The following is a 24,406-nucleotide window of genomic DNA, read 5'->3' as shown; positions in this document are numbered from 1 at the left end:
TAAGCGAACGCAAAGGAACGAAAGTGTACACTTTCATTCCCCTACTTTCCCAACTACTATGTACACTACTATGTACAATTTTGGGATGGGCGCTCGCAAAGGCTGCTGAATTTAGAGTTCGCTTACCGAACTTTAATTCAGAAGGCTCCTACTATGGCATTTCTTATCAAGCGCGGTAAATACTACTATGTAAATTTTTACTCTGAAGAACTGGGTAAAAAGAATGTTCGAAAATCATTGGGCACCCGACACAAGGATGTTGCTCAGAAAATGGTAACCGAACTCGAAAAACTGGATTCGTTAGGCAAGATCAATCCCTTTTCCAAAGGATTTAATCCCAAGAAGGTTTTGCAAAGGAACACCAGTGAAGAAACCACTGATTGCAACACGGTTAGCGAATCTATTGAGCTTTTCTACAAATCAAAAAACCACCTCTCTCCGGCAACCATTGGAGCCTACCAGCGAGCTTTAGATCATTTTGTGGAATTAAATGAGTTATCGGATGTACACCCAACCAATGTTTTAAGCTACCATTTTGAGAATGTGATCTTCAAAAAGGGCATTACTTCAGCTACAAGGCACTACTACTTCCGGCATTTTCGGTCTTGGTGGAAGTTCCTGCTGAAAAAGAACATTGTGGAGAAGGACTACTTTCCTGCGCTGAAACAAGATTTACCGAGAATTAGAGAAAATACCCGGCCTAAAATGATTTCTGAGGAAGAACTTGGAATTCTTTTCAAGAAATTCGATGAAGAGCTATCCAGAAAGCAAGACTTACCCGAATTTGACCCTAATTTAGTTCAATATTGGTTTAAACCAATTGTGGCATTGTATTTCTATGGTGGACTCCGAAAACACGAGGCGGCATTTGATCCAGAATTATCATACTCCGGATTGAAGGGCGAAAACCTGATCTACGAAGATGGAGAGCTGAGCTATATTTCACTGCCACCGACCAAAGGCCGAAAAGAACGGCTGATTCCAATCATAAATGAATTGAAAGAAGAACTGGATGCGTATTTAAAGATTCGTGGAAAGCTAAGCCCCAGTGACTATCTATTTATTTACACGGGTGGAAATACCAAAGGCCAACCGGTTCGTGGGATGCGTGTGTATAGGGAATTTAAACGCTACTGCAAAGAAGCTGGTATTCCAACCTCTCGCACTCTACATGGAATGAGACACCAGGCAGTTACTACCTGGATTGAGAAAGGCTTTCACACGGCTGAAGCGAGCTATATGGCAGGCCATTCCAATCAAAAGGTGACTGAGAAGTACACTCATTTAACTGTCAAAAGATTAAAAGAAAAAATGAATGCAATTAAATCTTAAGAGATAGTTTACCTAAGTGAGATTAGTATCGATACTATTATACACGTTTAAATTAATTCAAATCCAATGCAAACCGGCGTACTACTGGTGCTGAATCTTCATAATCAATCATGTAGAAATTCTCCTCCTCATCCATCCAGTTAACAATAGGAAAATATGGTTGCATGTCATATGGTAAGGAAAACAGGTAGCTCTGATCTACTATATTTCCATCAAGGTCAAAAATTTGCACACTCAAATCCAGTAAATTTCCGTCTTCCATCCTAGTATCCCCTTCCCTCCACTCACCATAAAAATGAGCGATTTTTTCTGTTTCGGGCATAAAATGGACTCCTGCGTCTATGCTGTAAATCCGCCCTCTATGCCAATCTCCTGAATAGCCAATCATACGGGCACTGGGGTATTCACTATTTTCTTCATATTCAGCCGATGAATGATAGAGAATATACGGAGTAGTATACGGGGAGGTACCTTCAATTTTTTTATTCAACTTCCATTCCGCATCGTCTACTTTTTTATATGAATAAATGATACCAGTATATATCCCCGGTGAAAAATAAATTATCTCCGATTCTTTATTCAAAGTGATACTACCTTGATATAAAAGTGAGTAAACCCAACTAAAAACATCTTTTATTTCAAGATCACTTAAAGCGGCAAATTCATATTCTTTTTCATTAAGATCTGTACTCAAAATCTTGAGAAAATTTCGTTTCGGAAGATCTGAATAGTCGGACTCTATAGCAGATGCTTGTGAGTAGGCTAAGCCAATAATTTTATTATCAATAAAATCAGCATCTTTGAAATAAAACTGATTTTCAAATTTAATGATATAATCAGATACATATTCACCTTCTTTTGTAATGGTAGTATATCTGAAGTTGCCCCTATCGAGTACTAGAATATTATCACCCGGAGCTGTTCCCATAAAATTTATATCATGAAATTCACTGGGACCTCTGCCGCGACCGCCCAGGCTTTTGAGGTAGTTGCCGTCTTTGTCAAATACTTTAATGGTAAGGCTCGCTTTATCACCAATATAAATATTTCCTTCTTTATCAGTTAACACCCCCACAGGCTGCCCTAAAATTTGAGTTATGGCATCCGCTTCATTTTCAAGACCTATGACAAGTTCGTTACTAATTTCAATAGTTCGGGTTCGATCTGCAGATTTAGAATTTTGCTGATCGGTACCACAAGCTGTGATAAGCATTATCAGCAAGACTAATAAGAGATTATTATCCAACATGAGGTAAAAAATTTAGTATAGCTTTAGATCTAAAACACGAAGCCTTATAATAAAACTCAAGGCTTCGTGTAATAATTTAATCTACTGTTGTTAATTATTAGGTCGGCATTCGGGATCTGAACCACATAAATCTCCTTCTAAACTACAAGAATTAGGGTCTGAACAAGAAGTCATCCCACAAAAACTTGCTTCCATACATGGTCCAGCTGATGTACATGTGCAACATGAACACCCCACGGCATCAGAGGATTCTACATAATTCATATTTTCCGGAGTTAAAGTAAATGCACTTGTAAGAACAAATGCTAATACTGAAAAAAATAGAGTAATTGTACTTTTCTTTATGTTTTTCATGATACGATCTATTTTTAAGGTTTGATTTCGTTGATTTAGAAATGTTATCTCCAAGCTTCCCTCGCCTGCTGAATAATCCTAATTTTTCTTTCTGGTAACATTATAGAATTAGGAATAGGAAAATTATAAAAAATCAGATTATCGCGTTTGTCAACAAAAATTAAATTTTGTTTTTCATTAGTGAAGTGTCCGTTAAGGTTAGAATTAGTTAGGTTTTTATATGGAATATCTAATTCTGTTAATCTAATAAACTTATTCACTTCTATATCATTTTCTTCAAAAAAGACCAATATTGGCTCCGCAAAAGTAGTATCATTTTTAAGTAACTCTGAAAATTCTACAACATTATTCAAGCAAAGATAGCATGCTGCTGTGGTTAAAATTATAACAGGGTAAATTTTATTAGCAGATACTTTATCAATTTCCCAAAAAATATGCTCAAAATCGGAATCATCAATGTTTACGTGGGTTGCATAACTCATTCCTATTTGTTGGTCAGCAGATAAATCAGGCTCTCCAAAATTGTAATTGTAGAATAATACTACCGATAAGACCAGTAATATTGTACTCAACGAATACTTAATGAATTCTTTCAATTTTTTTATAATTAAAGTTAAAAATCCCACCTCTATAATTTTCAAAATCAATAATTAAAACAAGCATTTTCGCTCCCTATTTTTACTCTTTAATTTTACTCCTTAATTTTTCGAAGATCTTTAGCCACCTTTGAATTTTCCATGGCTTTTATTTCACTTGGAGAATAGCCTGTATGATATTTCATATATTGCCAAAAAGCTTTTTCATCTCCAATCCCAAGTTCACAATAACCTATTTCATAAATAGTTTTATTTGTCTTTAAGAGGAAATGAATAGCCTTCTTTAATTTTATAGAATTCAATATTTTTGAAGGCCGTGCCTGGTAATGATTTCTAAATCTTCTGGAAAAATCTTTTGAACAGCAATATCCCATCTTTTCCGCCCAATCAGTTACTGTTCGTATTTCCTTTAAATGTTGCTGTGCAATTTGCAGTGCTTCTTCCATTGGTTGTTTCATATATATATGTATTGAGTTAACATTTCTATTCCAGGTTTTGTCATTACCTATTAACCTGCATTAATAATGTCCTTCCAATAGATGAGCTGTACCCATCCCCTAAGCATTTCACTGCTACCGATATATTATCGTATTTATATTTTTAAGAGTATTAAGTAATAGAAATGTTACAGTTTAACTATAAATCTCCCAATCAAAGATCTGCTAGCACAAAAACGAAATGAATGATTAAAGGATCAATCTACTCATAATCGATTGGTCGGGGGTTCAAGTCCCTCCGGGCCCACTAAAAACCCATGTAAGTCATAGATTTACATGGGTTTTTTATTTTGTGGTACAAATTTCGGTACTAACATTTCAAGATTCCCTCCACAAAAAAGCCCATACAGACCTAAGCCTGCATGGGCTTTATATTATATCAACCAGAGTTTAGCCGGGTCTTAATGTCATTAACGGCTTGTTGAGGAGCTCAGCCACGATCGCGGTTGTTGAACCGAGAAGTACTCGTGCGATCCCTGTTCGGCCGTGGGTACTCATCACTACAAGGTCAGAATTTTTGTTGGCATAATCCGTGATCTCGGTATGAGCTGAAAACCCTTTCTTGACTATACTGTCCATACTAACGGACTTACTGTTTGAACCGTCTTCCCAAATGAGCAGGTCTTCAAAATCAACACCTTTTCGTTTTATGGACAGTTTCAATTCAGGGTTGTTCTCGAAGTAATCGCTAATATTTTTGATCAACTCCTGATATACGGCTTCATCCTCTTCAATAGGCATAGGCATTACCTCCATACCCAAGGTATATGGTTCAATAATGTGCATCAATACGATCCGGGCATTAAAGTGCACGGCAAGGTCAAATGCCTCAGCCAGTGGTGCAGCAGAATCTTCTGAACCATCTATCGGGACAAGGATCTCATGGACAGACTTTTCATCGAAGGCTTTATCAATGCTCAGTACCGGTTTCTCAGAATATCGGATCACCTTTTCAGTGATATTACTTCTGCAGTCATCGGTCTTGTGGCTTCCGGTATTAGACATAATGATCATGTCGTACTGACTTTTATTTCCTTGCTCTGCAATTACCTGTGCAGCCTTTCTGCCAACGAGATTTATTAGCTGGCCACGGTGTTCTTTGGGGATATACTCCTCTGCAATATCATGCAGTTTTTCATTGGTTTGTTTCAACACTTTGGGGTAAATATCCTTTTCCATATCAAATGGAACCCCTAAATGCTGCATGCTTTCATCGTAATAGCTCATGAGCGGAATCACATGCATAAGGTCAACAGTACTGCCATACCATTCCACAAATTTGGCAGCCATTTTTACTGCTTCGAGTGAAGCATCTGAAAAGTCGGTTGGGACTAAGATGTGCTTGGCTTTCATAACAACCTCCGTTTAATTAGTTGTTAACTGAATGTAGTTATTTACTGTGAAGGTTGGGTGAAGAAAATGCGGAGATTATTTAACTATAGATGCTTAATTACACACTGTCCTCCCTGCAAGCAACAGCAAGCTGTTCTTGCTGTCCCTCCAAAGGGACATATATATCGAGAGATTAATAAGTGAGTAGCTCAAATCATCTACTAATCACAACCACTAAAATTTTAGCTGCCTTCACTCATCAATACCACGTCTTCCTCTCCCGGGAGAGGAAACAAAGGTGAGGGTTTGCAGGGTTGTATGGGGCAATTAAACTTTAAACAACCCCAAATCCTTCCGTTAACCAGGGATAACTTGGTTCGCAGTCTGGAAACTCATTTCGAATTTTCCCACCCAATATCAATCCTTAAGGTCCGGTTTGATGGTGATCTGAGGTTTATCAAGTTGCTGAATAACCTGCTCTGTAGTTGAGCCCAGGAGCATTCGGGAAAGGCCGGTACGTCCATGGGTACTCATGATCACCAGATCGGCATTTTTATTACAGTAGTCAACGATCTCGTGGTGGGCTGCAATAGATTTTCTAATAATGGTTTTGAATTCTATCGATACTTTTTCACCGCCATTGTTGTGGCTCAGCGTATCATGATAGAGCTTGTCTCCGTCCTTGATCTCGAAATCATATTCTTCATAATCACTGAAGAACGACTTCAATCGACCTTTAAGCCCTCCATAAACAGCTTTTTCATCAATACCGAGTGTAGTCGGCTCTATTCCATGAACGTCATGCGTATACATTTCTATCACATTCAACAACTCCAGTTTCGCTCCAAATTTCTTTGCCATATCAAAAGCCATTGGTATGGCAGCCAGTGAATTATTGGAGAAGTCACATGGGACAACGATCGTATTCAACTTCTCCACAAACATAGTTTCGGAAAGAGTGAGGATCGGAGTTTTTGACCTTCGTACAATTTTATCAGTAGCACTTCCGTGGAAAAAATCGGCATAGTGGCTCCCTCGCGCACTCATGATCACCAGATCATAGTTTACTTTGTCTATTTGCTTCAAAATAGAATCAGAGGGTTTCCTGTCAATAGTGACGATGTACTCTCCCCGCCGTTCTTTGTCTTTGATATGCTCATTCGCAAAAGCACTCAGTTCTTTACGCTGAGTTTCAATCAACTTCGGATAAATATCCTGACTCATATTCAGTGGAACCCCGATCTTATCAAAACTGTCACCCAGATATTTCGATAAAGGAATGACGTGCATGAGATCTACCATGCAATCAAACTTTTCAATAAAAAGATCTGCAGACGCTAAGGCTGCATTGGACTTCTCAGATAGATCGGTGGGGATTAAAACTCGTTTGATATCCATGGCTCTCCTCTTTGATTGATAACTCTATTAATAAAATAAGTTAGCGGATGATAATGTTCCATCCTATATAAAAATAAAGTTACATACCTAAGCTGTGGCCGGTGCTTTCCTATTTTTCCCGAAGCCGCTCCAGTCCGCACACCATTAATATTCCGGCCAATATCCCGATCACCCCGCCCCAAACATTCGGATCGTCCCCTTCTTTTGAGCCGATCCAGCCCGGAACATAGGGTTCCGATCTTATCATTTTATTTTTTACCGTCTCGATCTCTACCTGTTTCATCTCATCAAACGATGACTCGGCGTTTGAAACCTCGCCCAATCGTTCGTATTCCGGCAGATTGGTATCCGGCGGGTTTTCCATGAGTTCCTGCACTTTAGGGTGATCCATATATTCCACCTCCGACACACTTACCTGTTGCACAAATTCCCGATGCTGATAGGGCCATATCACATACAAAGAGCCAATCAAAAAACCGATCAATACTGCAATGGTCTGGGGGTGATATTTGGAAAGAAGCCAAGATAGAAAACGAGAAAAAACCGCTAAGCCAACGACTGCACCAAGAATGAACGGAAGTAATCCCATCATCCCGTCCAGGGTTTCTACCCCTCCGATCTTCCCGATCTCTGAAAGCAGGTAATCATATTTCCGCATGATGAGTAAGAGGTACGAGCCAGAGATACCCGGCAATATCATAGCGCAGATAGCAATGCTTCCGCTCAAAAACACAAAGGCCGGATGTTCAGGAGTATCGGCGGGTACCAGTGAAACGATCCATATTCCAAAAGCCATGCCCAAAACCAGCATTCCCATTTCTATTTTTGAGAACCGCTCCAATGCTTTGATCAGAATGTAAATGGAGCCTACGATCAATCCAAAGAACAGGCCATACACAATCTCGGGATGGGTAAACATATAGATCTGAAGCGGAACCACTTTCGTAAAAAAGGCCAAAGCAGAGAAGATCCCGAAAAATAAAACGGCTAAAAATAAAACATGGACCTCTTTAAACACAGCCTTCCACTTGAACGAAAAAAATAGCTTGATGAAATTCCCATTTACACTTTTGATGGCATTTAATAACCGTTCATAAATACCTACGATCAAAGCCATGGTACCCCCGCTTACACCCGGTACGATATCAGCAGAGCCCATCAAGAATCCTTTCAGGGCAAGGAACGGAGCTTCTTTAAAGGTAGTGGTGTCTTTGGGAGCACTTTTCTTTTCTTCCGCCACTATCCTTCTCCCCATCCTTTTTCGCCGATAAGGGGCACGAATTTAAAATCAGACAGTTCTTCGCGTTCATATTCATTCTCTGAAACCCGGGTGATCCTCAGCATCATTTGTTTTTCATCATCGCCAACAGGAATTACCAGCCGTCCTCCAATATCAAGCTGCTGAACCAGGTCGTCTGGTACTACGGGCGCACCGGCTGTCACAACAATTCCATCATAAGGAGCATAAGTTGACCAACCAAGAGTACCGTCGCCAACCTTAAGCATAGCTGTATATCCGAATTCCCTAAGTGCTTCTTTGGCTCGGTGATACAGATCTTTATGGCGTTCAACACTATAAACCTCTGCTCCGAGTTCACATAAAACCATACATTGATATCCTGAACCGGTTCCAATTTCAAGGATCTTATCACCAGGCTCGATTGCCAGTAACTCTGTTTGAGCAGCCACGGTAAAGGGCTGTGAAATGGTTTGCCCCATTCCAATCGGTAAGGCTGTATCGTTGTAGGCTTTGGAGTGAAGGGCAGTGTCGATAAGCTTATGACGCGGAATCTTCCCTATGGCATTCAATACGCGCTGGTCTTCTATGCCTTTTTCTTTCAAAAGCTCTACCAATTGCTTTCTCGGCCGAACAAATCTGCGATCTTGTTGCAAAATATTTTTGTTTATCTACCTGTTGTTCTGTTTAGCAAGTATAGGGATTTAGATGAAAAAATGAGTCGGGAAATATGGATTTGCTGAAAATTAATGTCTTTAGAAAATCCGATTTTTGAAGAATTAAGAACTCAGAACACAGTGGGCAGATTATTCTGTGTTCTGATTCCAGTGTTCTGAATTCTCATACACTACATTTTATTTTTTAATCGGAGTCAGGTTCTTATTTTCGGGGAGAAATTTTCACTGAATCACAATTATGATCTTAGCACTTCTTGATAACCTGACTTGGGGTATAGACCCTGTAATATTTGAACTCGGGCCTATCGCTCCCCGCTGGTACGGAATATTATTTGCAGGCGCTTTCGTTTCCGGGTATATGTTTGGCGTAAAGATGTGGAAAGATGCCGGGCGTAAGGTTGAAGAAATGGAAAACATCCTTACCTGGATACTTGTTGGTACTGTGGTAGGCGCAAGACTGGGTCATGTTATTTTTTACGATCCATCTTACTACCTCAGGAATATAGATCAGGTTCTGGCAGTATGGAACGGTGGTTTGGCAAGTCATGGTGCGGCTATCGGTATTGTCATTGCCATGTATTATATGGCTAAGAAAACTCCAAAGATGAACTTCTGGTGGCTTGCCGACCGGGTAGTAATTCCAACAGCGGTAGGTGGCGCTTTTATCCGCTTGGGGAATTTCACGAATTCTGAGATCTATGGGCATGAGACTGATGCTTCCTGGGGGGTTATCTTTTCAAACCTGCCAGGACCTGCAGGTATGATACCCCGGCACCCAACCATGCTTTATGAAGCGTTGCTTTGTATACTCGTTTTTGCAGTTCTATGGACGATCTATAAAAAATATAAGTCTAACCCTCCCAGTGGCTCCTTGTTTGGCACCTTTTTGATCTTATTGTTTTCCGGGCGATTCTTTCTTGAGTACACTAAGATACCACAAGCCGACTTCGCCAGTGAATGGGCCATTAATATGGGACAGATACTGAGTATTCCTTTGGTCTTGATCGGGCTCTATATTGTGACCAAAATGGTGAATTGGAAGGAAGAGGGGACGAACTTAAAAAAGGCAGATTCCTGAAACTAAGACTAGTTTACTGTTAGCAGTTAACTAAGAAAATCACAGTCCCCATATTGGTCTTGAGGACTGTGATCTCGAATCAAGTGATCTTTCTTTAAAAAGAAATGTGGTAGTTCAGTGCCAAACCGTGATTACTGAACGCAGTATCATCTACAGGCAACAGGTAGTTAATTCTGAACCTGGTATTTGTTGTAGGAAACCTTGTAAAACCTAATATGATCTTTTCCTGATCTGCAGCCGGGAGTAAATCAGACTCGAAACTGTCATATCGAAGTAGTATATGATCACTTTCTGTCACTTTGTATCCACCGGTTACATGAAACCCAAACACGTTATCCGCTTCCGTAAAGCCGGTGTACTCAAGTTCGGCACCCAACACTTCAGATGCTAAGATCACGCTGCTTGTCTCATATCTGAAATCACCGCCATAAGTAATTCTCTCTCCGTTAATGGTCAACAGGTTTGAGGATAAATTTCTGTTTGCATGCTCTCCATATGAGGCATTCACACCCACGATCAAAGATCCGTCTTCCAATGAAGAGTTATAATCTATCCTTCCTGCATAAAAGAATTTATTATTGTCATTCGCTCCATATCCGTTTCCGTTATAGATACCAAAGGTATAATTAAGATCACCGGTTAACCCGCCGTGAAATTTCACACCAATATCTCGATGAGAGGTAAGTGTTGAAACAACCGTACTTCGGGTTACAAAATCGACTTTATGAGGTCCTGTCAGATACTCATAACTCACTCCGGGTTTTTGGATTCCTATGGTAATGTTTGCATTGTCGGATAATTTATACCCAATGAAAGCATCAACCACAGTTGAACTCGCGGCGGCATCAAAGTGAACATTGTAGCTAAATCCCTCATCCAGTTTCCCGCTAACTTTTATTCGGGCGTGTGGAACCTTAAAATATCGATCTCCATTTTCATCAAAATTAAAGATCCCTCTTGAATGTATGAGTCCGCTCACGTTGAAAGACTCACTTTTTACCATGTCTTTCAATGCTTCTATTCTTTCTGTCTCTGAATTGTCCTGTGCAGAAGTTTCAAAGGAAAACGTGCCGGCCATGACTATTATAAGTCCTAAGATTCCGTATTTAATTATCTCCATCCTGTTGTTTATTTATTATTAGTAATTAATTAAAGCCTATAAAGCTGTCGTATATATCACATCATTATGAACATGATGTGAATTCATTTGAGCTTTTTATCGACGAAAAGCACATTTACTAAAGGAAAAAATGACCTTCCCAATTCTTCGACAATAAAAAACTTGATCTGAAGCCTCCACTTTTGGTTAACCTGCTTATTTAGATAGTTTATTTATAATCATTCATCTATTATTAGCTTAAACTTATCCTATCATATGACTTATAAATCTATTCGAGGCAATATAAAGGGAATGTCCGGAGAACATCAGGCTGAGGTTTTACTGACCCTGATCTGTACGTTAAGTCTTGGTATTGGCTTTTTTGGATCATTGTTTGACCTGATCACTGAGGATACCGCGAGATATTTTTATGTAGCCTCGTACTTATCCGGCGGCTACTTTGGGTTGACCGAAAGTGTACAATTTTTAATGAAGGGCAAGTGTAATGTTGACGTGCTAATGATATTAGCTGCAGCCGGTGCTGCTTTCATCGATTACTGGCTCGAGGGCGCTATGTTGCTCTTCTTGTTTTCGCTTAGTAATACCTTGCAACACTTTGCTATGGGGCGTAGCCGGAATGCCATCCGTTCTTTGATGAAACTAAGGCCAGCTGAGGCGTTGGTAAGAAGTGCAGATGGTACCGAACAAAAAGTACCCGTTGAGGCACTAAAACTCGGAGACATCATTGTCGTAAAACCCGGCGAAAGAATTCCTATTGACGGAACCATCAGGTCCGGGAAAGGTACCGTTGATCAATCTGCTATCACTGGAGAAAGTGCCCCTGTATTTAAAGAAGAGGGAGCTGAAGTCTTTGCAGCTACCTTCAATGAAAACGGTATTTTGGAGATCAAAGTAACCCGAGGAGCCGGTGATACCACACTCGCCAAGATCATTAAAATGGTAGAGCAGGCCCAGAATAAAAAAGCGGAAACACAGAGGTTTCTTGATGAGTTTGAATCTAAATATGCCATCAGCGTTATTATTTCAACTATTGCTCTTATCCTGATACCCTATTATATACTTGATCAGCCTTTTGACCCCGTATTTTATAGAGCTATGACCATCCTGGTGGTTGCATCACCTTGTGCTTTGATCATTTCTACCCCTGCCAGTATTCTCTCTGCCATAGCAAATGCTGCACGCTCAGGTATTCTTTTTAAAGGGGGAGCATACCTTGAACAAGCTGCCGGAATTCAGGCTTTTGCATTCGATAAAACAGGAACTCTGACTAAAGGTAAACCTGCTGTAACTGACATCATTCCAATTTCAGGATCGGAAAATGAGTTGCTTCGTCTTGCTGCCTCAGCTGAAGAACATTCAGAACATCATCTTGCCGAAGCAATAGTAAATGAGGCAAGAAGAAGAAAGGTTGAGTTTATAAGAGCTGAAGATGTCCAGGCCATCATCGGAAAAGGAATTTCTGCAAAAGTAAATGGAGCAAAGCTTAAGATAGGGAACCGCTATTTATTTGAGGATAACCTTAAAGACCTATCGGAGGACTTTAACAATACATTAGAAGAATTCAGGAACCAGGGAAAAACAGTGATCTATGTATCAAAGGATGATTCTATGATAGGAGCGATGGCTTTAGCTGATCAAATCCGTGAGCAGGCTGCACCTACAATATTAGAACTTGCTGATTTAGGTATCGTTGACATTACCATCCTAACCGGGGATTCACTGAATGTAGCTCAGAATGTAGCCGAACAACTTAATATTACAAACTACCATGCCGGCCTTCTGCCAGATCAAAAGGTTGAGCTTATCGAAAAACTATCCCAAAAAAAAGCAGTTGCGATGGTTGGAGACGGCGTTAATGATGCACCGGCACTTGCCGCAAGTCATTTGGGAATAGCTATGGGAGCTGCAGGAACTGATGTGGCTCTAGAAACTGCCGATGTGGTATTGATGTCAGACGACCTTACAAAGCTTCCATATATGATACGACTCGCTCGCCGTGCAAAAACTGTTGTCTGGCAAAATATCATTTTTAGCCTGGCTGTTATTGCAATGCTGGTAAGCTCCGTATTCCTTTTCGACTTACCTATAACACTTGGAGTGATAGGTCATGAAGGAAGTACACTTTTAGTAGTTTTAAACGGTTTGAGGCTATTGAAGAATTCTTAAGTTTTCCGGCCTGCCTCATATTATTCTTGATACCCGGTATCAATTAAATATTAGCCCTGAATGCTTTTCAAATTCTGATCTTTCATTAAATTCAGAAATTAGCTGTCCAATTTTTTATCATCAAACTTGTTAACAATTTTGGAACCTGACGTTTTACCTAACATTACTGAACAACCCATTTCTCAAAGACTATGAAAAGACTATTCCAAACCTCCATTTTAACACTCTTTTTTCTGACCGTTGCCTCGCTAACAGCGGAAACTAATGCTCAGGAAAAAAGCAGATATATAAGTTTCGAAGAGGCATTATATGCCGGAGGGCAGCTCAGCGGTAGCAACGGACCAAGCAATGTGGTATGGATCAATGACGGAGATCAGTATTCTTATACTCAACGTAATTCTGAGACCGGTGCCTCTGAGATCCGATCTTACAATCCGGCTACGGAAGAAGACCGGCTCATTTTTGTAAATTCTGATTTCCAGATCCCCGGAACTAATGAGACCTTTCAATATAACTCCTTCCAATGGACAGATGATTCTCGCTTCATCGTTTTTCAGTCTAACTTCCGCCCTATATACCGCCGCTCAGGAATTTCTGACTACTATTATTATGAAGTTGAAAGCGGTGAACTAAATGTGCTGGTTAAAGATGCTATGACTGCTGAACTCTCTCCAGACGGATCTAAAGTTGGGTTTGAACGTGAAGGTGATCTTTTCGTATATGATCTGAATGAAGAAAAAGAAACACAGTTAACCGATTCAGGTGCTGAAAATTTTTATAACGGCCGCTTTGGATGGGTTTATGAAGAAGAGTTCGGACTTGCTCAGGCATGGAGCTGGTCGCACGACAGTAAATATATTGCCTATTGGCAAACCGATGAAAGAGACGTAGAGCTCTTTGTCTCAACCGATTATGCTGGCACCTATCCTGAATACGTAGAAATTCCATATCCAAAAGTAGGACAAGATAATCCCGGAATTAAGATCGGGACCGTACATGTTGAAAGCGGAGAAAATACATGGATGGACCTGGACCTAAAAGATGGATATGTGCCCAGATTTTACTGGACAAGTAAGCCCGGGAACCTGGCCATTGTATGGATGAACCGTCCACAGAATCACCTCCAACTTCATTTTTTTGATGCATCCTCAGGAAATGGAACACTCATCATGGAAGAAAAGAATGAAGAGGGATGGATCGATGTTTTCGACTTCTTTGCAGGGATCGATCACTATTTCTTTTTCCCGGAAGAAGTGGAACAGTTTTTTTGGGTTTCTGAACGGGATGGCTTCAATCACATCTACAGGTATAATTATTCCGGAGAGCTGATCAATCAGGTTACGGACGGGAACTGGGAAGTAACTAATATCCATGCCATAAATCCTTCATCCGAGTTTATCTATTACTCATCAACTGAAGAAAGTCCGCTGGAACGTCATTTGTATTCTATTAAATTTGACGGATCACAAAAAGAACAGCATACTGTTGAACCCGGAAACCACGCGATCTCAATGGGTGATAATGGATTATTTTACATTGACCGCTATTCGAACATAAACACTCCGCGACAGGTTGAACTCTGGTCAACAGCCGGAGAATTACTGAGGAAACTCGAAGATAATGCCACTGTGTCAAAGTATGTAGAGAATAAGGTATATGCTCCCAAAGAACTCTTTTCATTTATAACCTCAGATGGCCAACAGCTGGATGGATCTATCATCAAGCCTATTGACTTCGATCCGAACAGTTCCTATCCCCTACTCTTCAATATTTACGGTGGGCCGGGAGCGCAAGGCGTGTATAATTCCTGGGAAAGCAGTGGCTGGACACAGTGGCTGGCACAAGAAGGTTATGTGATCGTGAATGTCAACAATCGCGGCAGTGGCGGATATGGGCATGATTTTGAGAAAATTGTTTATAAAAATCTTGGTCACTGGGAAGCTCATGATTTTGCCGAAACTGCAAATTATCTGATTGATGAATACGATTGGATAGATGGAGAACGTGTAGGAATCCGCGGTCACAGTTATGGCGGGTATATGAGTAGCTTCGCTATCTTAACTCATCCCAATATTTTCAAAGTGGCTATAGTTGGAGCTCCGGTTACCGACTGGAGATTATATGATACTATTTACACCGAACGATATATGGGACTTTTGGAGGATAATGAAGAAGGTTACGCCCAAAGTGCAGTAACCACACACGCTGCCAAACTGCAGGGTAAGATATTCATTGCCCATTCCTCCATGGATGAGAATGTGCATATGCAAAATACCATGCAGCTCGTTAAAGCACTTACTGATCAAGGTAAAGATGCCGATCTGAGAATCTACCCCCCCGGAGCCCATGGTGTAGCTTATAACCAAACAAGTTATCAGCTTTTATACAGAACTTACACTGAGTATCTGGATGAGCATCTGAAAAATGCAGAATAATTTTTTGGCTTCATAGTTGTCCCCTAACTAAGGGATAACTTTGAGTCACATTTTCTAATCTGTATCCTCAATTTTTAAGCTTTTTTTTCAAAGCTTAAGCAGGAGTTTTCATACCTTATGAAAATACATTATTAATGATCGATCTACAGCACATTGAACCTAAGGCAACTTTTACCACTACTTTTCTTATTAATACCAGCAACACTTTTCGCACAAGATGGAAGTGACCAAGCAAAAGAAACAATAAATGTGTTTCTGGATTGCCGCGGTTGCAATGGGAGCTTTATACGTTCTGAAGTTAACTTTATTAACTTTGTCAGAGATCAGGGCGATGCGGAACTCCACTTACTGGTTACCCTGCAACAAACCGGAAGTGGGGGTTGGGAGCATACTTTAAACTTCATTGGGTTAGGCTATATCTCCGATAAATCTCATACCCTGAAATTTATCAGTCCAAAATCTGATACCAATGACATGATGCGTAACCGGCTGGTAAGACATGTAAAACTCGGATTGGTCTATTTCCTCGCCGATCGAACTGTTCTATCCGATTTGAATGTGAATTTCTCGGGAACAATGAGTGAAGCTACAGATGATGTAGAAAATGTAGATCCCTGGAATAGCTGGATCTTTTCAGTTCGAGCCAGCACCAGGTTTAGTGGAGAACAATCTCGTGCAAATAATTGGTTTGGTGGAAGCTTTGATGCCAGAAGGATCACGGAAGAATGGAAGATCACTTTAGATTTCAATCAAAACTATGAACGAAGAGTATTCAGAACAGATCAGGAAGATGGTTCCACTGAGGTGGATGTATTTATTACCGAGAACCAAAATTTAACTTCACTTATTGCAAAAAGTCTCGGCGATCACTGGACCATTGGAGGTTATGCTCGTTTCCGATCTTCTACTCAGGATAACCTTAACCTCAGCTATGGTGCCACTCCGTCAATTGAATTCAGTCTTTTTCCATATCGGGAACACAATCGCCGTGAAGTGACCTTAAGATACGGGCTGCTCGCTTCGCAGTATGACTATGTGGAAACCACGATCCTGAACAAGGATGAGGAATTCCTTCTAAGAAATGAACTCAGATTTCGTGCAGACTTCACACAGCCCTGGGGTGGTGTTTATGGTTGGTTAGATGCACAAGCCTATTGGCATGACACAAGCAAAAATCGATTGAATATGGGTTTCCGGGTTAATATGCGAGTGCTTAAAGGCTTGTCAATTTTCTTTGATGGTCGGTACTCACTCATTAACGATCAAATAAGCTTGGCTGCAGGAGATCTTACTGAAGAAGAACGTCTGCTAAATCTGAAGCAACAAGCTACTTCATATAATTATGGAGGATCTATTGGCTTTGAGTTTAATTTTGGTTCTATCTACAACAATGTGGTGAATACAAGATTCTGATCACTTTCCGGACTTAATCTCTTCCACTTTCTTAAGTTTCTCTCCTTTCTTACATCGGAATACATAGTGTGAATTGGGAATGTGTCATGATCATACCCCAACTCCCGGTGATCAGTTATAAATGTTTTCGGTCTCCATAGATAGCAGTATCTTATTTCAGTTAATAGTACAACATTATAAATAGTGAGCACCGACATTTAGTTCTAAAAGAACTCAATGGCCAATTATTAATTAAATCCCTACTTAAGATGTACCGATCTTTCCCTCTTCTTTTTATCGTTATTTCAATTTCTTTATACTCATTTAATGTTGCTCTCGCCCAAGACTTTGCCCAAAATGCCAATGAGGTAAACCCGTTACTTGTCAGTTCTGAGATCCCCGATGTTGAACTGAAGAATATTGATAATGAAACTGTTCGCTTGAAAGAGTTGGTTTCTCAACAACCTTCTATCTTAGTCTTTTATCGTGGAGGATGGTGCCCATATTGTAATCGGCAGCTTTCAGATCTGAACGCAATCGAAGAACAGCTTTACGAGATCGGTTATCAATTGCTTGCAATCAGTCCGGATAAGCCTGAAAAACTAAAAGCTACCCTGGATAAAAATGAATTAGGTTATACTTTATTATCAGACAGCCCGATGAATGTCTCCAAGGCTTTTGGCATTGCCTTTAAGGTAGATCAGGAAACCGTGGACAGGTATAAATCAATTGGTCTGGACCTTGAAGGGGATTCCGGTTATGACCATCACCTGTTGCCTGTTCCGGCTGTTTATATTGTAAATACAGATGGGATCGTAAAATTCAATTATGTAAACCCTGATTATAAAGAACGAATAAACGGGGAAGTTTTATTGAAGGCCGCAAGCGTATACTATGAGAACTAAGATTGCTTGATCAATGGGAAAAAGAAAGGTTTTCAGTAAGCAACATTTACATGTATCAGGACTAGAGATCCTTGTGATCCGAAAAAATGTGAAAAACCTCAATCTGCGAGTCTATCCCCGGGAACAGCAAATCCGGGTTTCTGTACCTCGCAGAATTCCTGAAAGCTCTGTGATCAAGTTCATTCAAAGTAAACTGAGCTGGATACGTAACCATTTATCAAATTATAGAGAAGTTCCAAAAAGAGTACCCTTACAGTTTGTTTCGGGGGAAAAGCATTTATTTCAGGGAAAGGAGTATAAGCTTCTGGTAATCGAGAAAAATGAAGCCCCCAGGGTTTTTGTCAGTGATGAAAATATACTGTGTCTTCAGGTTCGCCCGGAGTCATCTCAGGAAAAACGATCATCCGTACTTAAAGAATGGTACAGAGCCGGACTAAAAGAAGAGATCCCGCTGCTGATTGAAAAGTGGGAAAAGCCAATGGGTGTTCTGGTTAATGAGTTTGGGGTGAAATTAATGAAAACCCGGTGGGGCACGTGCAACATCAGGGACCGGCGGATATGGCTGAACCTGGAACTTGCAAAAAAACGTCCGGAATTACTGGAATATGTTGTAGTACACGAAATGGTCCATTTGCTTGAACGGCTGCATAACAAACGTTTTTATACTTTCATGAGTACCTTCTTACCCGAATGGAAGAACTTAAAAGACGAACTAAACGGAAGATCCACTATTTCTGATTGCTGATTTTTTCTCCCGAAGGTTTTTCAAATGACCGGCATCTAATTTAATGAACACAAATTTGATGCGGAGAATTACCATGAAAAACAATATCAAAGTATCCGTTTTATCAGCTTTATTGATTGTATTGACTTTTGATGTTTCTGCCCAACAGCGAAACAAAATGCAGGGCCAAGTAAAAGCCAATTGTCAGGAACAAATGCTGAATCGTACTGACAGACAAGGTCAGAATCAGCAACGTATGATGTCCCGGTTGAATCTCACTAGCGAACAAAAAGCTCAGGTTGAAGAGATTCATCTAAATGGACAGAAAGGCATGATCATTCTCAGAAATAAAATGCAGGAAAAAAATGCCCTTTTGCGCTCGCTCAGAATGTCTGAAGAGTATGATGAAACTGCAGTCAATGTACTGATCGAAGAGATCGGAGAATTAAGAACCGCTATGATGGTGATGAGAACAGCTCATATGCAGCAAGTTCGAGAGCTCTTGACTCCAGAACAGCGTATTAAGTTTGATGCACACCAACAGAATTCCATGAAACGGCAATCTCGTTTTGGGATGAAGTAGCTTAGATCAAAATGCAGGGAATAACATCCCTGCATTTTATTTCACCTCTACGGTTAGTATCATGCACCTTAACAGCGGAACAGCAATACATATAAAAGCAAAACAGATCGAAGAATCAGGTTTTATAGAACAACTTGAAGAGCGGGATGAAGGAGCATTTAAACAACTGGTTAATGATCATAAAGACCGGGTTTATAATACTTGTTTAGGATTCTTACGAAATCCACACGATGCTGAAGATGTTTCGCAAGAGGTATTTATCCAGGTTTTTGATTCTATCGGAGACTTCCGTGAAGATGCATCACTTTCTACCTGGATCTATCGAATTGCTGTTACAAAATCGCTGGAGTTAATACGATATCGCAAGCGAAAGAAGAGAGCAGGGTTCTTTGAAGCACTGAGTTCAATATTTAATGAAACTGAGAATGAACCGGATCAGTCTGAATTTATGCACCCAGGTATACAGCTGGAAAATAAAGAACGGGCCCAGGTTCTATTCAGGGAAATTGAAAAACTTACCGAGAAACAGCGTGTAGCTTTTACGTTGCAAAAAGTAGAAGGATTAAGCTATCAGGAAGTGGCTGATGTAATGGAGCTTAGTGTTCCCGCGGTAGAGTCACTTATCTACAGGGCCAAGGAAAACCTGAAGAAACAATTACACTCTTATTACCAACAAAACGAAATCGACTGATCATGAAAAGCCAAAAGAATATAGACAGGGAAGTGAATAAGACCCTGAATGCGCTGGAGGGATTGGTACCGGCTACAACAGACCCGTTTTTCTACAGCAGGCTTTCAGCAAAACTGGAAAACAGAGATCAAGCTGAGAATGAAGAGTCTTTCAGTTTTGGTTTTGCCTTTTCTATGGCGGCTGTGGTTATTTTCCTGACACTGAATATTGCATCTATTACCCTTTACGGAAATCAGTTTGTGGATAATGAACCAATACAACAAGAATTTATTGATGAAATAGCATATGAATATCAGGTGTTTGACCTGAGTTATTATGAATCCTTTGAAGAAGAATAGTATGGATATTCAAAAAAAATACCGCTGGGCACTTACAGGTTTGATCATCATGATCTTACTCAATGCCGCAACTTTGGTCACCATCTGGATAAATCAACCCGATGGTAAAGATTGGCGAAAGCATCGCGATCAGGAGCATAAAAGCGACTCGATTCAAGAATACATGAAAGAGGAGCTTGGGATAACAGATCAGCAGGCAGAAATCATTATAGAAGTTCGCCGGGAACATTATCGTGAAATTCGAATGTTCAGAGACAGCCTTGAACAACACCGAAGAGCTTATTTTAAATTTATAATGAGTGAAGATGCTGAAGATCAAGCTAAAAGAGATTCCGTATTAAACCTGCTTACAGACCAATATGAAAATATTGAAGGGTTACTTTATAGCCATATGACTGAGATAAATGAGCTCCTGAATGATGAGCAAAAATCCAGGTTTGAGGAAATGATGCTTAGAACATACTTTAAAGATCAGGGTGACAGACAAGACAGAAACAAGAGAAAAAAAGATCAGTAATTCATTGCTCTGTAATAGTAATTAACATGTGTTGACTTGAGTATCATTCGTTTTATGAGTATCTAAACGGATATTTATAAAATTCATACACATAATATGTACTTCCCCTTTAAACTATTTTCTCCCGTATCATTTTTCCTTCTTTTCTCTATTGGAATTTTTACCGGTTGTACAACTTCCCAACAGGTTAATGATACTGCTAATCTGAATTCTGGTAATTCTATTTCTTCGGAATCATCACTTTCTGAAGGACTTTTTTCCGTATATCAAACAGAAGAACAGTTATTTTATGAGATCCCTGATTCCTTACTTGGTCGGGATATGATCATAATGAGTCGTATCGCAAAAACTGCGCAAGGTCTCGGTTGGGGAGGTGACCGACTTGCTCCGCAACAGGTCGTTCGCTGGGAGAAAAAGAATGGGCGTATTTTATTGAGAGGCGTTTCTTACGATAACAGCTCATCACAAGACAAACCAATTTATCAAGCTGTACAAAATTCTAATTTTCCTACCGTTATAGCTGCTTTTGATATTTTAGAAAGTACTGATGACAGATCACGTATCAATGTAACAGATCTTTATCTTGGCGATACCAAAATTTTTGGACTTCAAAACCGACACAGAGCTGAATACAGGGTAAGTCGGTTAGACCGAAACCGATCTTTTTTCGAGTTCTCAAAGTCATTCCCTACCAATATCGAGATACGGACTGTTCTCACCTATGAAGCCGCAGAACCTCCATCTCAAGAGCGTACCGGATCGATTTCACTGGAGGTAAATCATAGTATGATCCTGTTGCCGAAAGAACCAATGCGTCCCAGACTTTATGACGAAAGAGTTGCTATGATCAATGTATCTCAAACTGATTACGGCGATGATGCTCAATTCAGTAAGGTGAAAAGATACGTCACCAGATTCCGCCTTGAGCCTAAAGACCCGGAAGCTTATAAACGCGGTGAGCTTGTTGAACCTGTAAAACCAATTGTTTTTTATATCGATCCTGCTACTCCTGAAAAATGGAGACCTTATTTTATTGAAGGCGTTAATCAGTGGAAGGAAGCCTTTGAAGCTGCAGGATTTAAAAATGCGATAAGAGCTGAAATGGCTCCTGAAGATGATCCGGAATTTAGCATGCTCGATGCCAGGTATTCTGTTATTCGATACGTTGCTAATCCTATCCACTCTGCCAATGCAGGTCCCGATGTAGTTGATCCAAGATCAGGAGAAACCATCCGGGCTCACATGAATATGTATCATAATATCATGAAACGTATCCATTGGCTTTCGCTGAGCCAAACCGGGCCACGGAACCCGGCTGTACAAAAGCTTACGGTATCTACAGAAGAAATGGGGAACTATCTACAGTATGTAGTTTCTCACGAAATGGCCCATGCCCTCGGATATCCTCATAATCAACGAGCTAATACTGCTTACTCTATAGAAGATCTTCGCTCTCCTGAATTCACTAACACCTATGGAAATTCAGCCTCAGTAGTTGGGAGAACCCGATATAACTATGTAGCCCAACCTGAAGATGGTGATGTAAGAGTACACAGAAGTGTGGGTGAATATGATGTTTGGGCTATAAAATGGGCCTATACTGCTTTTCCTGAAGCATCATCCGCTGAGGAGGAAAAAGAGATCCTGGATGAATGGGTGCTGGAGAATGCAGATGACCCGGCACGACAATTTGGCTATGGAAATGATGATTTTGATCCAACTCAGATCACGGAATCAATTGGAGATGATTGGGTTCGTGCCAGTGAACTTGGCATGAAGAACCTGCACCGGATAGTACCTAACCTCGTGGATTGGATGGGAGTTGAAGGTGAAAACTATGATGAAGTCATGATGAGATACATGCAAATGTATATGCAGTGGGGAAGGCTTACTGAACGGGTAATAGCTGCAATTGGCGGCTATATTGAAGAACTAAAAACCTATGGGCAACCGGGAGTAGTTTACACTGAGATATCCAGGGAAGAACAAAAGCGTTCCATGGATTTCCTGAGTGAACATCTTTTTGAAACCCCGGAGTGGCTTATTGATAAAGACCTGCTTCGCCGATTTGAACATGTGGGTGTTGTTGAAAGGATTCGGTGGTTTCAAACCTCAGGTCTTAACGCCTTGTTATCCCCTCACCGGCTGGAGCGGTTAGTTGAGCAACATGCCGTGCTCGGCGAAGAAGCCTACGGTCCTGCAGAAATGCTTGATGATCTTAGAAATAGCATCTGGAAGGAATTAAATAACAATTCTGAGATCGATACCTATAGAAGGAACCTGCAAAATGCCTGGTTAGATCAGGTAGCATACCTCTTACTTGAAGCCAAAGCTGAAGCAAGAAATCCGCCGGGTGATTACCGACCGGAGTACGGGAATGAAGAACTTCGAACTGATTTCCACATACAGCAATCAGACCTTAGAGCTTTGCTTTTTGAGCAACTCGATATTCTCAAGAATGATATTGAAAGTACTTTGAGAACCTCAAATGAACGATACAATAAAGCTCATTTGAATTTTGTACTTCATAGGGTCGATCAAATTTTAGCTGAGATCAGTTGATGGTTATGCTTTTATGATCATACACTGAAGTCTTTTTAGTTCATTCGATGTTCGATCGATTATTGCGTATCTTTGGGGCATATGAATACTACCGAAACGACCCCAAAAACCGATCTTAAAGCGCTCACAAAAGACGAATTAACCCATTTCTGTTCTGAACTTGGACTTCAAAGTTTCCGGGCAGATCAGATCTTTCAATGGATGTACCAGAAAGGGGTTTCTGATTTTGAGGATATGACCAACCTCTCCAAAGATCTGCGTGAGAAGCTGCGGGATATCGCTACTGTAAATCGGATAAAACCGGTTCAGCAACAAGAAAGTAAAGACGGAACCATTAAATTCCTGTTCCAGCTGAATGACAAGGAAGAAGAGTATAAAATTGAAGCTGTTTTAATTCCAGACTTTTTCGCAGATGGAGCCGCCCGAAGATTGACGGTCTGCGTCTCTTCTCAGGTTGGTTGTGTGTTCGGCTGCGCATTTTGTGCTACAGGGAAAATGGGCCTTTTCAGAAACCTTACACACGGTGAAATTGTAGATCAGGTGCAATACATCAATGATCTTGCTGAAGAAAAATACGGGAAGAAGATCACTAATATTGTTTATATGGGTATGGGTGAACCTCTTCATAACTATAAAGCGATCGTAAATTCAGCCCATATTATTTCAGATCCACTGAGCATCGAGCTTTCTCCTAAGCGCATAACCGTTTCCACTGTTGGGCTTACCAAACAGATCAAAAAACTGGCAGATGACCAGGAAGAATTTAACCTAGCCATTTCCCTTCACGCCCCTACCGACGATAAGAGAGATAAGATCATGCCTATCAACAGCTCGATGAATCTGGAGAGCCTGGAAGACGCCGTAAAGCATTACTACAAAGCCACAGATAAATCGATCACTTATGAATACCTGCTGTTTGATAATTTCAACGACAGTCCTCAGGATGCACGTGATCTTGCCAAGATCGTGAAGTGGGTTCCAAGCAAGGTAAATATCATCATGTATAACAATGTGGCCGGTGTAGAATTAAAACGTGCCCGGGAAGAGCGACTTAACGATTTCATGCGGGAACTCATCAAAAACGATGTTCGTGCTACGGTTCGCCGAAGCCGCGGAGATGATATTGATGCAGGCTGTGGACAGCTCGCCATTCGGGAAGGAGCTCCCAAAGGTAAAACAATGGCAAAGAGTTAGAGTAGTCAGAACTCAGAATTCAGGACTCA

21 protein-coding genes and 1 tRNA gene are annotated in these 24,406 nt (G+C 40.5%); 14 read left to right on the top strand and 8 right to left on the bottom strand.

All coding sequences use genetic code 11. The annotated features are described in order from the left end of the window. The first annotated feature begins 153 nt into the window (after positions 1 to 153). Positions 154 to 1,332, top strand: a complete 1,179-nt coding sequence (locus tag ACFSVN_RS05910; protein WP_390299994.1) for a tyrosine-type recombinase/integrase — start codon at positions 154 to 156, stop codon at positions 1,330 to 1,332. Between the two features lie 52 nt (positions 1,333 to 1,384). Here ACFSVN_RS05910 and ACFSVN_RS05905 read toward each other — a convergent pair whose 3' ends face one another. From ACFSVN_RS05905 to ACFSVN_RS05895, 3 genes are all read right to left on the bottom strand, one after another. Then, positions 1,385 to 2,581, bottom strand: a complete 1,197-nt coding sequence (locus tag ACFSVN_RS05905) for a 6-bladed beta-propeller (protein WP_390299992.1) — start codon at positions 2,579 to 2,581, stop codon at positions 1,385 to 1,387. A gap of 398 nt (positions 2,582 to 2,979) precedes the next feature. Continuing rightward, positions 2,980 to 3,531: a hypothetical protein gene (locus ACFSVN_RS05900; RefSeq protein WP_390299990.1), complete on the bottom strand. Its 552-nt coding sequence runs from the start codon at positions 3,529 to 3,531 to the stop codon at positions 2,980 to 2,982. Between the two features lie 95 nt (positions 3,532 to 3,626). Beyond that, entirely contained in the window at positions 3,627 to 3,977 is a 351-nt protein-coding gene (locus tag ACFSVN_RS05895) for a helix-turn-helix domain-containing protein (RefSeq protein ID WP_390299988.1), read from the bottom strand. Positions 3,978 to 4,186: 209 nt separating this feature from the next. On the opposite strand from ACFSVN_RS05895, the gene ACFSVN_RS05890 reads away from it, so the two are divergent. Beyond that, positions 4,187 to 4,275: transfer RNA gene (locus ACFSVN_RS05890), tRNA-Met, on the top strand. Between the two features lie 143 nt (positions 4,276 to 4,418). Here the strand turns inward: ACFSVN_RS05890 and ACFSVN_RS05885 are convergent. The 4 genes from ACFSVN_RS05885 to ACFSVN_RS05870 all read right to left on the bottom strand — a co-directional run bounded on the left by ACFSVN_RS05885 (position 4,419) and on the right by ACFSVN_RS05870 (position 8,651). Further along, positions 4,419 to 5,381, bottom strand: coding sequence for a universal stress protein (locus ACFSVN_RS05885; RefSeq protein ID WP_390299986.1), 963 nt, complete (start codon positions 5,379 to 5,381; stop codon positions 4,419 to 4,421). Between the two features lie 396 nt (positions 5,382 to 5,777). Next, positions 5,778 to 6,758: a universal stress protein gene (locus ACFSVN_RS05880; protein WP_390299984.1), complete on the bottom strand. Its 981-nt coding sequence runs from the start codon at positions 6,756 to 6,758 to the stop codon at positions 5,778 to 5,780. A 109-nt stretch (positions 6,759 to 6,867) separates the two neighbouring features. Further along, positions 6,868 to 8,013, bottom strand: a complete 1,146-nt coding sequence (locus tag ACFSVN_RS05875) for a DUF368 domain-containing protein (RefSeq protein ID WP_390299980.1) — start codon at positions 8,011 to 8,013, stop codon at positions 6,868 to 6,870. After that, a complete protein-coding gene (locus tag ACFSVN_RS05870) occupies positions 7,998 to 8,651 on the bottom strand; it encodes a protein-L-isoaspartate(D-aspartate) O-methyltransferase (RefSeq protein WP_390299977.1) in 654 nt (217 codons plus the stop codon). Before ACFSVN_RS05870 ends, ACFSVN_RS05875 begins: the two co-directional genes overlap by 16 nt. Before the next feature lie 259 nt (positions 8,652 to 8,910). On the opposite strand from ACFSVN_RS05870, the gene lgt reads away from it, so the two are divergent. Then, complete coding sequence (gene lgt / locus ACFSVN_RS05865; protein ID WP_390299974.1) at positions 8,911 to 9,750, top strand: prolipoprotein diacylglyceryl transferase; 840 nt, start codon at positions 8,911 to 8,913, stop codon at positions 9,748 to 9,750. A 94-nt stretch (positions 9,751 to 9,844) separates the two neighbouring features. On the opposite strand, the gene ACFSVN_RS05860 is transcribed toward lgt, so the two are convergent. Beyond that, the gene (locus tag ACFSVN_RS05860) at positions 9,845 to 10,870 is read right to left on the bottom strand and encodes a porin (protein ID WP_390299972.1); all 1,026 of its coding nucleotides are present in this window, start codon (positions 10,868 to 10,870) and stop codon (positions 9,845 to 9,847) included. 291 nt (positions 10,871 to 11,161) lie between these two features. Here ACFSVN_RS05860 and ACFSVN_RS05855 point away from each other — a divergent pair, with 291 nt between their 5' ends. The 11 genes from ACFSVN_RS05855 to rlmN all read left to right on the top strand — a co-directional run bounded on the left by ACFSVN_RS05855 (position 11,162) and on the right by rlmN (position 24,377). Further along, on the top strand, positions 11,162 to 13,036 hold the full coding sequence (locus ACFSVN_RS05855) for a heavy metal translocating P-type ATPase (RefSeq protein ID WP_390299969.1): 1,875 nt from the start codon (positions 11,162 to 11,164) through the stop codon (positions 13,034 to 13,036). Positions 13,037 to 13,227: 191 nt separating this feature from the next. After that, a complete protein-coding gene (locus tag ACFSVN_RS05850; RefSeq protein WP_390299967.1) occupies positions 13,228 to 15,471 on the top strand; it encodes a DPP IV N-terminal domain-containing protein in 2,244 nt (747 codons plus the stop codon). A gap of 153 nt (positions 15,472 to 15,624) precedes the next feature. Further along, positions 15,625 to 16,884 (top strand): hypothetical protein, encoded by a 1,260-nt coding sequence (locus ACFSVN_RS05845; RefSeq protein ID WP_390299965.1) that lies wholly within the window; start codon positions 15,625 to 15,627, stop codon positions 16,882 to 16,884. A 248-nt stretch (positions 16,885 to 17,132) separates the two neighbouring features. Continuing rightward, positions 17,133 to 17,768: a peroxiredoxin-like family protein gene (locus ACFSVN_RS05840; RefSeq protein WP_390299963.1), complete on the top strand. Its 636-nt coding sequence runs from the start codon at positions 17,133 to 17,135 to the stop codon at positions 17,766 to 17,768. 13 nt (positions 17,769 to 17,781) lie between these two features. Next, positions 17,782 to 18,513: a M48 family metallopeptidase gene (locus tag ACFSVN_RS05835; protein ID WP_390299960.1), complete on the top strand. Its 732-nt coding sequence runs from the start codon at positions 17,782 to 17,784 to the stop codon at positions 18,511 to 18,513. A 73-nt stretch (positions 18,514 to 18,586) separates the two neighbouring features. After that, positions 18,587 to 19,075, top strand: a complete 489-nt coding sequence (locus tag ACFSVN_RS05830; protein WP_390299957.1) for a Spy/CpxP family protein refolding chaperone — start codon at positions 18,587 to 18,589, stop codon at positions 19,073 to 19,075. A gap of 61 nt (positions 19,076 to 19,136) precedes the next feature. After that, the gene (locus tag ACFSVN_RS05825) at positions 19,137 to 19,766 is read left to right on the top strand and encodes an RNA polymerase sigma factor (RefSeq protein WP_390299954.1); all 630 of its coding nucleotides are present in this window, start codon (positions 19,137 to 19,139) and stop codon (positions 19,764 to 19,766) included. A 2-nt stretch (positions 19,767 to 19,768) separates the two neighbouring features. Continuing rightward, positions 19,769 to 20,104: a hypothetical protein gene (locus ACFSVN_RS05820; RefSeq protein WP_390299951.1), complete on the top strand. Its 336-nt coding sequence runs from the start codon at positions 19,769 to 19,771 to the stop codon at positions 20,102 to 20,104. Position 20,105: 1 nt separating this feature from the next. Then, complete coding sequence (locus ACFSVN_RS05815; protein WP_390299948.1) at positions 20,106 to 20,621, top strand: hypothetical protein; 516 nt, start codon at positions 20,106 to 20,108, stop codon at positions 20,619 to 20,621. 96 nt (positions 20,622 to 20,717) lie between these two features. After that, positions 20,718 to 23,183, top strand: a complete 2,466-nt coding sequence (locus tag ACFSVN_RS05810) for a zinc-dependent metalloprotease (RefSeq protein ID WP_390299945.1) — start codon at positions 20,718 to 20,720, stop codon at positions 23,181 to 23,183. Positions 23,184 to 23,264: 81 nt separating this feature from the next. Continuing rightward, positions 23,265 to 24,377: a 23S rRNA (adenine(2503)-C(2))-methyltransferase RlmN gene (gene rlmN / locus ACFSVN_RS05805; RefSeq protein WP_390299943.1), complete on the top strand. Its 1,113-nt coding sequence runs from the start codon at positions 23,265 to 23,267 to the stop codon at positions 24,375 to 24,377. The last annotated feature ends 29 nt before the right edge of the window (positions 24,378 to 24,406 follow it).

The sequence above is a fragment of the Gracilimonas halophila genome, assembly GCF_042684365.1.
GTDB classification, from domain to species: domain Bacteria; phylum Bacteroidota; class Rhodothermia; order Balneolales; family Balneolaceae; genus Gracilimonas; species Gracilimonas halophila.
Note: the sequence above shows the minus strand (reverse complement) of the source record. Positions and strands in the feature narration are given on the sequence as shown.

Coding starts and splice junctions, on each gene's coding strand:
- ACFSVN_RS05910 (WP_390299994.1), top strand. CDS start 154: ATGGCATTTCTTATCAAGCGCGGTAAATACTACTATGTAAATTTTTAC.
- ACFSVN_RS05905 (WP_390299992.1), bottom strand. CDS start 2,581: ATGTTGGATAATAATCTCTTATTAGTCTTGCTGATAATGCTTATCACA.
- ACFSVN_RS05895 (WP_390299988.1), bottom strand. CDS start 3,977: ATGGAAGAAGCACTGCAAATTGCACAGCAACATTTAAAGGAAATACGA.
- ACFSVN_RS05885 (WP_390299986.1), bottom strand. CDS start 5,381: ATGAAAGCCAAGCACATCTTAGTCCCAACCGACTTTTCAGATGCTTCA.
- ACFSVN_RS05880 (WP_390299984.1), bottom strand. CDS start 6,758: ATGGATATCAAACGAGTTTTAATCCCCACCGATCTATCTGAGAAGTCC.
- ACFSVN_RS05875 (WP_390299980.1), bottom strand. CDS start 8,013: ATGGGGAGAAGGATAGTGGCGGAAGAAAAGAAAAGTGCTCCCAAAGAC.
- lgt (WP_390299974.1), top strand. CDS start 8,911: ATGATCTTAGCACTTCTTGATAACCTGACTTGGGGTATAGACCCTGTA.
- ACFSVN_RS05860 (WP_390299972.1), bottom strand. CDS start 10,870: ATGGAGATAATTAAATACGGAATCTTAGGACTTATAATAGTCATGGCC.
- ACFSVN_RS05855 (WP_390299969.1), top strand. CDS start 11,162: ATGTCCGGAGAACATCAGGCTGAGGTTTTACTGACCCTGATCTGTACG.
- ACFSVN_RS05850 (WP_390299967.1), top strand. CDS start 13,228: ATGAAAAGACTATTCCAAACCTCCATTTTAACACTCTTTTTTCTGACC.
- ACFSVN_RS05840 (WP_390299963.1), top strand. CDS start 17,133: ATGTACCGATCTTTCCCTCTTCTTTTTATCGTTATTTCAATTTCTTTA.
- ACFSVN_RS05835 (WP_390299960.1), top strand. CDS start 17,782: ATGGGAAAAAGAAAGGTTTTCAGTAAGCAACATTTACATGTATCAGGA.
- ACFSVN_RS05830 (WP_390299957.1), top strand. CDS start 18,587: ATGAAAAACAATATCAAAGTATCCGTTTTATCAGCTTTATTGATTGTA.
- ACFSVN_RS05825 (WP_390299954.1), top strand. CDS start 19,137: ATGCACCTTAACAGCGGAACAGCAATACATATAAAAGCAAAACAGATC.
- ACFSVN_RS05820 (WP_390299951.1), top strand. CDS start 19,769: ATGAAAAGCCAAAAGAATATAGACAGGGAAGTGAATAAGACCCTGAAT.
- ACFSVN_RS05815 (WP_390299948.1), top strand. CDS start 20,106: ATGGATATTCAAAAAAAATACCGCTGGGCACTTACAGGTTTGATCATC.
- ACFSVN_RS05810 (WP_390299945.1), top strand. CDS start 20,718: ATGTACTTCCCCTTTAAACTATTTTCTCCCGTATCATTTTTCCTTCTT.
- rlmN (WP_390299943.1), top strand. CDS start 23,265: ATGAATACTACCGAAACGACCCCAAAAACCGATCTTAAAGCGCTCACA.